This is a genomic window from Pseudomonas sp. IT-196MI5 (genome assembly GCF_949767415.1).
GTDB lineage: Bacteria > Pseudomonadota > Gammaproteobacteria > Pseudomonadales > Pseudomonadaceae > Aquipseudomonas.
Genome location: NZ_CATKPZ010000007.1, coordinates 50,117 through 62,749 on the forward strand (window position 1 = coordinate 50,117; position 12,633 = coordinate 62,749).

9 protein-coding genes are annotated in these 12,633 nt (G+C 60.4%); 8 read left to right on the plus strand and 1 reads right to left on the minus strand.

What is annotated here, in order from left to right:
• Positions 1-173 precede the first annotated feature (173 nt).
• From ACM6IK_RS04990 to ACM6IK_RS05020, 7 genes are all read left to right on the plus strand, one after another.
• A complete protein-coding gene (locus tag ACM6IK_RS04990) occupies positions 174-1,151 on the plus strand; it encodes a dipeptidase (protein ID WP_223546979.1) in 978 nt (325 codons plus the stop codon).
• Between the two features lie 78 nt (positions 1,152-1,229).
• Positions 1,230-1,760, plus strand: coding sequence for a DUF5943 domain-containing protein (locus tag ACM6IK_RS04995; protein WP_414873401.1), 531 nt, complete (start codon positions 1,230-1,232; stop codon positions 1,758-1,760).
• Between the two features lie 15 nt (positions 1,761-1,775).
• The gene (dgcA, locus tag ACM6IK_RS05000; RefSeq protein WP_414873402.1) at positions 1,776-3,836 is read left to right on the plus strand and encodes a dimethylglycine demethylation protein DgcA; all 2,061 of its coding nucleotides are present in this window, start codon (positions 1,776-1,778) and stop codon (positions 3,834-3,836) included.
• A gap of 184 nt (positions 3,837-4,020) precedes the next feature.
• Entirely contained in the window at positions 4,021-5,967 is a 1,947-nt protein-coding gene (gene dgcB / locus ACM6IK_RS05005) for a dimethylglycine demethylation protein DgcB (protein ID WP_414873403.1), read from the plus strand.
• Positions 5,967-7,187, plus strand: coding sequence for an electron transfer flavoprotein subunit alpha/FixB family protein (locus ACM6IK_RS05010; RefSeq protein ID WP_414873404.1), 1,221 nt, complete (start codon positions 5,967-5,969; stop codon positions 7,185-7,187). The genes dgcB and ACM6IK_RS05010 overlap by 1 nt, the downstream gene beginning before the upstream one ends.
• Before the next feature lie 15 nt (positions 7,188-7,202).
• On the plus strand, positions 7,203-7,973 hold the full coding sequence (locus tag ACM6IK_RS05015) for an electron transfer flavoprotein subunit beta (RefSeq protein ID WP_414873405.1): 771 nt from the start codon (positions 7,203-7,205) through the stop codon (positions 7,971-7,973).
• A 70-nt stretch (positions 7,974-8,043) separates the two neighbouring features.
• Complete coding sequence (locus tag ACM6IK_RS05020; protein ID WP_414873406.1) at positions 8,044-8,610, plus strand: GNAT family N-acetyltransferase; 567 nt, start codon at positions 8,044-8,046, stop codon at positions 8,608-8,610.
• Between the two features lie 1,221 nt (positions 8,611-9,831).
• Here ACM6IK_RS05020 and gbcA read toward each other — a convergent pair.
• Positions 9,832-11,127 (minus strand): glycine-betaine demethylase subunit GbcA, encoded by a 1,296-nt coding sequence (gene gbcA, locus ACM6IK_RS05025; protein WP_414873407.1) that lies wholly within the window; start codon positions 11,125-11,127, stop codon positions 9,832-9,834.
• A 282-nt stretch (positions 11,128-11,409) separates the two neighbouring features.
• On the opposite strand from gbcA, the gene gbcB reads away from it, so the two are divergent.
• Positions 11,410-12,510: a glycine-betaine demethylase subunit GbcB gene (gbcB, locus tag ACM6IK_RS05030; RefSeq protein WP_414873408.1), complete on the plus strand. Its 1,101-nt coding sequence runs from the start codon at positions 11,410-11,412 to the stop codon at positions 12,508-12,510.
• The last annotated feature ends 123 nt before the right edge of the window (positions 12,511-12,633 follow it).

The window sequence follows — 12,633 nt, forward strand, 5'->3', positions numbered from 1 at the left end:
GGCCTTGAACAGGTCGGTGATAGTGCCTGGCGGCGACCCTTTGTCGCGGATTGACGCTTTCGGCAATTCCCCTGTCGTTTTTGCACCCGGCTGCTTAGGCACCGAGGCATATGCTGGCTCCAAAGCGCCGGCAGACGATTCGGCGCATGAATCGCTAACAAGGGGACAGCCTGATGAGCCCAGCCGAATTGCACGCCGACAGCATCGTTATCGACGGGCTGATTATTGCCAAGTGGAACCGTGAACTGTTCGAAGACATGCGCAAGGGCGGTTTGACCGCGGCCAACTGTACAGTGTCGGTGTGGGAGGGCTTTCAGGCCACCGTCAACAACATCGCTGCGAGCCAGAAGCTGATCCGCGAGAACAGCGACCTGGTGATTCCGGTGCGCACCACCGACGATATCCGCAAGGCCAAGGAACAGGGCAAGACCGGCATCCTCTTTGGCTTCCAGAATGCTCACGCGTTTGAAGACCAGATCGGCTACGTCGAGGTCTTCAAGCAGCTCGGCGTCGGTATTGTGCAGATGTGCTACAACACCCAGAACCTGGTCGGTACCGGTTGCTACGAGCGTGACGGCGGCCTGTCGGGCTTCGGTCGTGAAATCGTCGCCGAGATGAACCGGGTCGGCGTAATGTGTGACCTGTCTCACGTTGGCTCCAAGACTTCCGAAGAAGTCATCCTCGAATCGAAAAAGCCGGTCTGCTACTCCCACTGCCTGCCGTCGGGGCTCAAGGAGCACCCGCGCAACAAGTCCGATGAAGAACTGAAGTTCATTGCCGACCACGGCGGTTTCGTCGGGGTGACCATGTTCGCGCCGTTCCTGGCCAAGGGCATCGATTCGACCATCGACGACTATGCCGAAGCGATCGAATACACCATGAACCTGGTTGGCGAAGACGCCATCGGCATCGGCACCGACTTCACCCAGGGGCATGGCCAGGACTTTTTCGAATACCTGACCCACGACAAGGGCTACGCCCGCCGCCTGACCAGCTTCGGCAAGATCATCAACCCGCTGGGCATTCGCACCGTGGGCGAGTTCCCGAACCTGACCGAGACCCTGCTCAAGCGCGGCCACTCCGAGCGCGTGGTGCGCAAGATCATGGGTGAGAACTGGGTGAATGTTCTCAAGGACGTTTGGGGCGAATAAGCCGCCGCATCTCTGAATCCTTTCCCGCTGCCATCCGTGCAGCGGGCAACACAACGAATTTTCTGGAGTCAAGTTTTCATGGCCAAAATCGCCCCGCAATTGCCAATCGAAGTCGACAGCGAAACCGGTGTCTGGACCTCCGACGCCCTGCCGATGCTGTATGTGCCACGGCATTTCTTCGTCAACAACCACATGGGCATCGAGGAAGTGCTGGGCGCTGACGCTTATGCCGAAATCCTCTACAAGGCCGGCTACAAGTCCGCTTGGCACTGGTGTGAAAAAGAAGCCGAATGCCACGGCCTGAAAGGCGTCGCGGTGTTCGAACACTACATGAAGCGCCTGTCGCAGCGCGGCTGGGGTCTGTTCAAGACCCAGGACATCGACCTCGACAAAGGCACCGCCAGCGTCAAGCTCGAACACTCGGCGTTCGTTTACGTGTACGGCAAGGTCGGGCGCAAGGTCGACTACATGTTCACTGGCTGGTTTGCAGGGGCGATGGACCAGATCCTGGCCGCTCGCGGCAGCAAGATCCGCACCGTGGCCGAGCAAGTCTACGGTGGCTCCGAAGAGGGCCACGAAGACGGTTTGTTCACCGTCAAGCCGTTGTAAGTCGAGGAACCCGCCATGGCTTTCGAAGCAATGTTCCAGCCAATTCAAATTGGCAAACTGACCATCCGCAACCGCGTGCTCAGCACCGCGCACGCCGAGGTTTATGCCACCGACGGCGGCATGACCACCGACCGGTACGTCAAGTATTACGAAGAGAAAGCCAAGGGCGGGATCGGCCTGGCGATTTGTGGCGGCTCGTCTGTCGTGGCGATCGACAGCCCGCAGGAGTGGTGGAGCTCGGTGAACCTGTCCACCGACCGCATCATTCCGCACTTCCAGAATCTGGCCGATGCCATGCACAAGCACGGCGCCAAGATCATGATCCAGATTACCCACATGGGTCGTCGCTCGCGTTGGGACGGCTTTAACTGGCCAACGTTGATGTCGCCGTCGGGCGTGCGTGAGCCGGTGCACCGTGCCACTTGCAAGACCATCGAGCCGGAAGAAATCTGGCGGGTGATCGGCAACTATGCGCAGGCTGCGCGTCGTGCCAAGGCCGGTGGCCTGGACGGCGTGGAATTGTCGGCCGTGCACCAGCACATGATCGACCAGTTCTGGAGCCCGCGCGTCAACAAGCGTACCGACGAATGGGGCGGTACCTTCGAAGGCCGCATGAAATTCGGCCTGGAAGTCTTGAAAGCCGTGCGCGCCGAGGTCGGTGACGACTTCTGCGTGGGCATGCGCATCTGCGGTGATGAGTTCCACCCGGACGGTCTGTCCCACGAAGACATGAAGCAGATCGCCAAGTATTACGACGACACCGGCATGCTCGATTTCATCGGCGTCGTCGGCTCGGGTTGCGACACTCACAACACCCTGGCCAACGTGATTCCGAACATGAGTTACCCGCCCGAGCCGTTCCTGCACCTGGCGGCCGGGATCAAGGAAGTGGTCAAGGTTCCGGTGCTGCACGCGCAGAACATCAAGGACCCGAACCAGGCCACGCGCATTCTGGAGGGCGGCTACGTCGACATGGTCGGCATGACCCGCGCGCACATCGCCGATCCGCACCTGATCGCCAAGATCAAGATGGGCCAGATCGACCAGATCAAGCAGTGCGTCGGCGCCAACTACTGCATCGACCGTCAATACCAGGGCCTGGATGTGTTGTGCATCCAGAACGCCGCAACTTCCCGTGAATACATGGGCGTGCCACACATCATCGAGAAAACCACCGGCGTGAAACGCAAAGTGGTGGTCGTTGGTGCCGGCCCTGCGGGGATGGAAGCCGCTCGCGTCGCCGCCGAACGTGGCCACAACGTGACCCTGTTCGAGAAGAAAGAATTCATCGGCGGCCAAATCACCACCGCTTCGAAAGCACCGCAACGGGACCAGATCGCCGGTATCACCCGCTGGTACCAGCTGGAACTGGCTCGGTTGAAAGTCGATCTGCGCCTGGGCACTGCGGCGGATGCGCCGACCATCATGGACCTGCGTCCAGACGTGGTGGTGCTGGCCGTCGGTGGACATCCGTTCATCGAGCAGAACGAACACTGGGGTGCGGCTGAAGGCCTGGTGGTCAGCAGCTGGGATGTGCTCGACGGCAAGGTGGCGCCAGGCAAGAACGTGCTGGTTTACGACACCATTTGCGAGTTCACCGGCATGTCTACCGCGGACTTCATTGCGGACAAGGGCAGCCAGGTCGAAATCGTCACCGACGACATCAAGCCGGGCGTAGCGATTGGCGGCACGTCGTTCCCGACGTACTACCGCAGCATGTACCCGAAAGAAGTGATCATGACCGGCGACATGATGCTGGAGAAGGTCTACCGCGAAGGCGACAAGCTGGTGGCAGTGCTGGAAAACGAATACACCGGTGCCAAAGAGGAGCGGGTGGTGGACCAGGTGGTCATCGAAAACGGTGTGCGCCCGGACGAGGAAATCTACTACGCCTTGAAGGAAGGCTCGCGCAACAAAGGCCAGATCGACGTCGAAGCCTTGTTCGCGATCAAGCCGCAACCTTGCCTGGAGCAGAGCGGCGACGGCTACCTGCTGTTCCGCATCGGTGACTGCGTGGCACAGCGCAACGTGCATGCCGCGATCTACGACGCGCTGCGGTTGTGCAAGGATTTCTAAGAGCTTGTGGATAACCCTTGTAGGAGCGAGCTTGCTCGCGATGGACGTGAACGATGACGCGGGGAGTCTGATTTAACGCGACGTTCTCAGGTTTTTCGCGAGCAAGCTCGCTCCTACAAGGAATCGGGCAAGGCATCCAGGTAGTTTGGCCTGCAAGACCCTGCGGTCTTTGGGAGCTTCACCTATGTTGAACACCCTTCTTCCAATCCTGCTGTTCGCTGCCCTGGGCCTTGGCGTCCTCGGTGCTTTGCGGCGGGTGAATATGTGGCGCCGGGGCCGGGCTTCGAAAGTCGACCTGATCGGCGGCCTGTTCGCCATGCCCAAGCGTTACATGGTCGACTTGCACCATGTGGTAGCGCGGGACAAATACATTGCCAACACCCACGTCGCCACGGCTGGCGGTGCGGTGGCGTCCATCGTGCTGGCGATTCTGGTGCACGGTTTCGGCCTGCATAACCGTTTCCTCGGCTATGCGTTGCTGCTGATGACGGCTGTGATGTTCGTCGGTGCGATCTTTGTTTACCTGCGCCGGCGCAACCCTCCATCGCGCCTGTCGAAAGGCCCGTGGATGCGTCTGCCGAAAAGCCTGCTGGCGTTCTCGGCCTCGTTCTTCCTGTTGACCCTGCCGGTGGCGGGCATCCTCCCGGAAAACTTCGGTGGCTGGCTGTTGGCAGCAGTTCTCGGCGTTGGCGTGCTGTGGGGCGTGTCGGAACTGTTCTTCGGCATGACCTGGGGCGGGCCGATGAAGCACGCCTTCGCCGGTGCCTTGCACCTGGCCTGGCACCGTCGCGCCGAGCGCTTTGGCGGTGGTCGTTCCACGGGTTTGAAACCGCTGGATCTGAACGACCCGAGCGCGCCACTGGGCGTGGAAAAACCCAAGGATTTCACCTGGAACCAATTGCTCGGCTTCGACGCCTGCGTGCAGTGCGGTAAATGCGAAGCCGCGTGCCCGGCGTTCGCCGCCGGCCAGCCATTGAACCCGAAAAAACTGATTCAGGACATGGTCGTCGGCCTGGCCGGCGGCACCGATGCCAAGTTCGCCGGCAGTCCGTATCCGGGCAAGGCCATCGGTGAGCACGCGGGCAATCCGCATCAACCGATCGTCAACGGTCTGGTGGACGCCGAAACCCTGTGGTCGTGCACCACCTGCCGTGCCTGTGTCGAGGAATGCCCGATGATGATCGAGCACGTCGATGCCATCGTCGACATGCGTCGCCATCTGACCCTGGAAAAAGGCGCAACCCCGAACAAGGGTGCCGAAGTCCTGGAAAACCTGATCGCCACTGACAACCCGGGCGGTTTCGCGCCGGGCGGGCGGATGAACTGGGCGGCGGATTTGAACCTCAATCTGCTCAGCGAAAAGAAATCCACCGACGTGCTGTTCTGGGTCGGCGACGGCGCCTTCGACATGCGCAACCAGCGCACCCTGCGCGCGTTCGTCAAAGTGCTCAAGGCGGCGAAAATCGACTTCGCCGTGCTCGGCCTCGAAGAACGCGACAGCGGTGACGTGGCCCGGCGCCTGGGCGACGAAGCGACCTTCCAGCTGTTGGCCAAGCGCAACATCCAGACACTGGCCAAATACAGTTTCAACCGCATCGTTACCTGCGATCCGCACAGCTTCCACGTGCTGAAAAATGAGTACGGCGCTTTCGATGGCAACTACCTGGTGCAGCACCACAGCACCTACATGGCGGAAATCATCGATGCTGGCGCGCTCAATCTCGGTCAGCACAAAGGCGACAGCGTGACCTATCACGACCCGTGCTACCTCGGCCGCTACAACGGTGAGTACGAGGCGCCGCGTCAGGTGTTGCGCGCCCTCGGGATCGAAGTGAAAGAGATGCAACGTTCAGGCTTCCGTTCGCGCTGCTGCGGCGGCGGTGGCGGTGCGCCGATCACCGACATTCCCGGCAAGCAACGTATTCCTGACATGCGCATGGAAGACATCCGCGAAACCGGCGCCGAACTGGTGGCCGTGGGTTGCCCACAATGCACGGCGATGCTCGAAGGCGTGGTCGAACCCCGTCCGCTGATCAAGGACATTGCCGAGCTGGTGGCCGACGCGCTGCTGGAAGACGACGCGGCAAAGCCGGCCGCGCCGGCCAAACGTGAACCTGCGGAGGTGCACTGATGAGCGACATTATCCGCCGCGACCCGCGGGCCGAATGGATCGCCCGCAACCGCCTGCATCCGCTACACGCGGCCATGCAACCGGCGCAACACAGCTGGATGGGGCCGAATGGCGTCATCCGCAAGAATCCCCACGGCATTGGCTTTATCGGTCCCAACGGCATCAAGCGTATCGACCGTAGCGGCGCCCAGCAGGGTGGGGCGACTAAACGTTCTGCCGCTGTTGAAGTGCAGTTGCCATTGCATCAGGTGGCCGCGCCGGCGTTTTACATCAGCGTGGTGCCGGACATGGTCGGTGGTCGCTTGAGCAGTCACGACCGCGACCTGCTGGGCCTGGCCCATCAACTGGCCGGCAAGGACGGTGCGGTGCTGGCCGTGGTGTTCGGCGAGCACAAGGAAAACGCTTTCGCCACGGCGGGTGTCGACCGCCTGCTGGTGCTGGACGGTGAAGAATTCAGCGGTTATGCGCCAGAGCAACGGGTCCAGGGCCTGCGGGCTGTGGATAACCAGTTCAGCCCGCGTCACTGGTTGCTGCCGGACAGTCGCACCGGTGGCGGTGAACTGGGTCGGCGCTTTGCCGCCGCCCTGGGCGAACGCCCGGCCACGCGGGTCTGGCAGGTCAAGGATCAGGAATGCATCGGCCGTGCCGGTGCCGGTTTGCAAGACCTGGCGCGGCCTCTTGCGCGGTTGATTCTGGCGGCTGTCGAATGCGCCGAACCGGTCAGCGAAACCCGTCACGAAGCCTTGCCGGTGGAGTTATCCACAACCGTCGCCCGCAGTCTCTCGCGCATCGAGGACTTGGGTGCGGTGGCGGTGGACCCGGCGGCGATTCCGATGGCCGAAGCGGAGTTCATCTTCTCTGGCGGCAACGGGGTCAAGGACTGGGGACTTTTCCACAGGACCGCCGAAGCCCTCGGCGCGACCGAAGGCGCCTCGCGGGTGGCGGTGGACGACGGCTTCATGGCCCGCGACCGTCAGGTCGGCGCGTCCGGCACCTGGGTCACTGCACGGGTCTATGTGGCAGTGGGGATTTCCGGGGCGATCCAGCACCTGCAAGGCATCGGTGCCTGCGACAAGGTGGTGGCGATCAACCTCGACCCTGGCTGCGACATGATCAAGCGTGCCGACCTCTCGGTGATCGGTGAGAGCGCGGAGATTCTTCAAGCCTTGATCGAGGCGGTAGAGGCTTATCGCAACGACGCCAAGCGCGATGCGGCTTAAGGGAAGGAAAGGGTTATGAGCACGAAAATCATCAGCCTGGTGTCCATCGGCGCCCACCCGACGTCCGGTCGGCCGCGTCGCGCGGAACAGGATGCGCGGGCGGTAGAACTGGGCCTGCAACTGGCTGGGGATAACCTGCAAGTGCTGCATGCCGGCGACATCGCCGAGCCAGCATTGCGTGCTTACCTGGGCATGGGGCTGGAGCAACTGCATGTATTGGAGCAACCGCAAGGCGCCGATGCGCTACCGGCGCTGACCGAGTATCTGCGCGATGCCGGTGCTCAGGTGGTGTTGACCGGCAGCCAGGCGGAAACCGGCGAAGGCTCGGGCATGTTGCCGTTCCTGCTCGCCGAAAGCCTGGGCTGGCCGCTGGTGGTGGGGCTGGCGCAGGTCGAGTTCATCGACGGCGGTTCGGCGCTGGTGCTGCAGGCCTTGCCGCGCGGTCAACGTCGGCGGCTGAAGGTGCGCCTGCCGTTTCTGGCAACGGTGGATAACGCCGCGCCCAAGCCTCGCCAGAGCGCTTACGGCCCGGCCCGACGCGGCGTGCTGCAAGCACAGGACGTAGAGGTCATTGACGATGAGCTGCTCGCGGTCGCCACCCTGCAACCGGCCAAACCACGGCCCAAGCGCTTGAAGGTGATCAAGGCCAAGAGCGGCGCCGACCGCATGAAAGCCGCGACGGCCAAGGCCAGTGGTGGAGGCGGACAAGTGCTCAAAGGCGTTACGGCGCAAGCCGGGGCTGAGGCCATCCTCAAATTGCTGATTGAGGAAGGTGTGGTCCGCTAACGTTTTTTGTAGGCGCTGCCACAGGCTGCTCCTTCATGTGGACTGGATAAAATCTGGCAGAGAAAAAACAATGGCAGTTGAATTTCGTTCGGCAGTGCGTGCAGACGCGCGCGCGATTGCGCGTCTGTTCCAGATTTCCTCAGAGGGCGCTTCGGATTACATCTGGAGTCAGTTAGCCGAGCCCGGTCAGGACTTGCTGGATGTAGGTGCCATTCGATACGCCCGGGACGACGTGGATTTCTCCTACCAGAACTGCCTGATTGCCGAGGCCGATGGTCAGGTCATTGGCATGATGCACAGCTACGTGATGCGCCACGATCCACTGGCGGTGCCGACGACCGACCCGGTACTGGCGCCTTACGCCGACATGGAGGTACCCGATACCCTGTACATCTCCAGCCTGGCCCTGCATGAAGGCTGGCGCAACCGGGGGTTGGGCGTGCAGTTTCTCGCCCATGCCCAAGAACGCGCCGACCAACTGGGGCTCAATGGCCTGAGCCTGATCGACTACGCCGCCAACACTGGCGCCCGGCGTTTTTACGAACGGCACGGTTTCGGGATCATCAAGACCTGCCAGGTCACCCCTCATCCCATGATCCGCGTCACCGGTGACGCCTATCTAATGCACAGGCCTTGAGCTTGCTCGAGGGGTCGACTGACGACGGTTATCCACAGCGCCACGAACCCTCGTTCTCGTCCCTCGCCGACGAGGCGGTGAGCTACAGTTTTCAATGCGCTGATCAAGAGTGAGGTACACTTTTGGGCGCTTTCAGATATTCAGCGCTGACTCATAAACCCCGGTTTTTATGACTGGCCTGAATATGATGACTTTCGCTCTTCTGGCGCTCCTTGCATTAGCCATGTGGTTATTCACAGGCTTGATCGCTGCAGCACGTTTTATGGCGAAAAGGGCTTGGCCGGGTCGCTGAAAGTCGGCACCCGCGAGCTCAGGAGCGTCCTGGTCTTTGCCAGTGACCGGGACAATATGTCCCGTCGATATTGCTCGGATGGCGCGCCTTCAAAGACTTTGAATTGAACCTGGACCTGGATTCAGGTCGCTCATGCCTCAATAAAGCTTGAACAACTTCGGTGTTTACCCACAATCCCTGTTGGTGGTTCTGTGGATAACATGTTCGCCCCTCGCTACACCCCTTATAAATAAAGCCCTGCAAGCCGTTGCTCAAAAAGCAACCAGCCTTGCTCGTGGTTTTTCCAAGCTTTTTCAAGGGGATAAGTGCTGCTGGAGATGCAGACTTGCCCCCAATCTCTGTTGGCGCTTCTGTGGATAAGATGTTTGCTATCGGCTGTAGGCCTTATAAACAGGGGCTTTCATGAGCGTGATCAAAAAGTGATCAATTGATGATTGTGAGCCGTAGAATTCCACGCAAACACCGGTTTCTTGCGGGTCATAGCGGTTTTCCACAGCGACTTCGAAGTTAACCCCAAAGTCTGTTGGCGCTTCTGTGGATAAGGTGTTTGCGATCCTCTGAAAGCTGCGCAGTCCGTGCCTTCTAGGCTTCTGATCAAAAAATGACCAGCTTGCCATTAGAAGCATGCTTCTGGATAAGTCACGGTTTTTCTTTGGTTTTTGTGGAGGAATTTTACAATCTTTCCACAGTTGTCCCCAATAGCTGTGGGTGGAGATGTGGATAACTTGTTTGCGGAAGGCTGGGAGGTGCGGCGGGCATAGGCCTGAACGAGATAGGTCATATTTCGTACAGTTCTAATGAGGAGAGGAATTACCGTGAGGAGTGTGTTGATGCTGAGGGCGCCATCGCGAGCAGGCTCGCTCCCACAAGGGATCTTCAGTGCACATAGATCCAGTGTGGGAGCGAGCCTGCTCGCGATGCTTTTGTTTTTAGCCTTGGACCGGAACCCCTTTGAGGTACGGCGCAGGCTCGGCCCCAAGGTTGTTCAGCAACCGCTCGCTGTACCAGTCCACGAAGTTCACCACGCCGAACTCATAGGTCTTGGAGTACGGGCCAGGCTGGTACGCGGTGGAGTTGATGCCGCGCTGGTTCTCTTCGGCCAGGCGACGGTCCTGGTCGTTGGTGGCATCCCAGACCTGGCGCATGCGCTCCACGTCGTAGTCCACGCCTTCGACCGCGTCCTTGTGCACGATCCACTTGGTGGTGACCATGGTTTCCTGGGCGCTGATCGGCCACACGGTGAACACGATGATGTGGTCGCCCATGCAGTGGTTCCAGGAGTGCGGCAGGTGCAGGATGCGCATCGAGCCCAGGTCCGGGTTCTTGATGCGGCCCATCAACTTGGCGCAGCCCTGTTTGCCGTCCAGGGTCATCGACACGGTGCCCTTGAGCAGCGGCATGCGCACGATGCGGTTACGCAGGCCGAAACTGGCGTGGGCGTAAGGGATCTTCTCGGCTTCCCAGGCAGCGGCCGAAGCCGCGACGTGGTCCTTGAAGGCCTGATCCGCGCGCGGGTCGGTGACGTCGTCCCATTCCAGCAGGGTTTTCAACAGTTCCGGGTGCGACGCGTTGCAGTGGTAGCACTCGCGGTTGTTTTCCAGCACCAGTTTCCAGTTGGCTTTTTCGAACAAGGTGGTCTGGATCGCCACCTTGGTGTTCTCCATGTCGTACGGTTCCATGTAATGGTTCAGCGTCGACAGGAAGTCATCGATGGCCGGCGGGTTTTCCGACAGACTGATGAAGATGTAACCGCCGGCGGTCTTCACGTTCACCGGCTTGAGGCCGTACTGGTTCATGTCGAAGTCGGCGCCCATTTCGGTGCCGGCGAACAGCAGGCGGCCGTCGAGTTCGTAGGTCCACTGGTGGTAGTGGCAGACCAGCTTGGCGACCTTGCCCTTGTCACTGGTGCACAGGCGTGAGCCACGGTGGCGGCAGACGTTATGGAACGCGTGCACCACGCCCTCGGCGCCACGGATCACGATGATCGGGTTCTTGCCGATCTGCAGGGTCAGGTAGTTGCCCTTGGTAGGGATTTCGCAGGTCATGCCGGCGATCAACCACTCTTTCTGAAAGATTTCCTGCATGTCGATATCAAACAGGCGATCGTCGGAGTAAAACGGCTGCGGCAGCGAGAAAGTGCGCTCGCGCTCTTGCAGCATCTGCGCGGTGGCCTTGCGTGCGGGTTCCAGCGGATCGCCCAGGCTCAGGGTAGTGGTGACGTCCATCATTTAATCCTCAAGGCCATTCTGTGTGGCCGGCGAATAGTGGCTACGGTTGTGCGACGCAAGACAAAAAACAGCAGTTATCTGTTGAGGCGAGTGTGGGGCCGGCGCTGCCCGGAACCTTATCCATGGGCGACATGGTGCAATCTGTTCCCGACGCGCAGGCCCCGGTCGTTGGGGGCTGGTCGCGATAAGCATGTCAATGTCGCAGATAGGTAAATGGGTGATTCGCGCTATACGCAGAATCGCCAATATGAAGGCCGACAGTCGGCCGTGGAGATCAGCATGTCCAACAGCTTCCTGAACCCGGTAACCACCCAGACCTGGGCCAATGGCCGACACATTGTCCGTTGCGTCAAAGTCATCCAGGAAACCTGGGATGTGCGCACCTTTTGCTTCATGGCCGACCAGCCGATTCTGTTCTTTTTCAAGCCCGGGCAATTCGTCACCCTGGAGCTGGAAATCGACGGCGTGCCGATCATGCGCTCCTACACCATTTCCAGTTCGCCGTCGGTGCCGTACAGCTTTTCGGTGACCATCAAGCGCGTGCCGGGGGGCAAGGTGTCCAACTGGCTGCACGACACTCTGCATGAAGGCCAGGAGCTGGCGGTGCACGGGCCGGTCGGACTGTTCAATGCCATGGACTTCCCTGCGCCGAAAGTACTCTACCTCAGCGGTGGCGTCGGCATCACGCCCTGCATGTCCATGGCGCGCTGGTTCTACGACACCAACGGCAACGTCGACATGACGTTTATCCACAGCGCCCGCTCGCCCAAGGACATCATTTACCACCGCGAACTGGAACACATGGCGTCGCGGATCGAGAACTTCAGCTTGCACCTGATCTGCGAGAAACATGGCATGGGTGAGCCATGGGCCGGTTATCGCGGTTACCTGAACCACAGAATGCTTGAATTGATGGCGCCGGATTTCCTTGAGCGCGAAGTGTTCTGCTGCGGTCCGACACCGTATATGAACGCGGTCAAGCGCTTGCTGGAAGGCGCTGGCTTCGACATGTCGCGCTACCACGAGGAGTCCTTCGGCGCCACTCCGCCAGAAGCCCGCGCCGACGCTGTGGAACACGCTGAACAAGCGGCTGAAGCTGCGGAAGTGGACGAGGCGGATCTGCACCAGGTGGAGTTCATAACGTCCGGCAAGAGCATTCGCGTGGCTCCGGGCGAGACCGTGCATGCGGCGGCGGCCAAGGTCGGCCTGATGATCCCGAAAGCGTGCGGCATGGGCATCTGCGGCACCTGCAAGGTGCTGAAGCTGGGCGGCGAAGTGGAAATGGAACACAACGGCGGGATCACCGAGGAAGACGAAGCCGAAGGGTACATTTTGTCGTGCTGCAGTGTGCCGAAGGGTGACGTGCGTATCGAGTATTGATTCGGGTAGGAATATATCTCTGAAAGCAGTGGTGTTCCCTTGTGGGAGCGAGCCTGCTCGCGAAGAGGGGGTGTCAGTCAACATCAATGTTACTGACACACCGCCATCGCGAGCAGGCTCGCT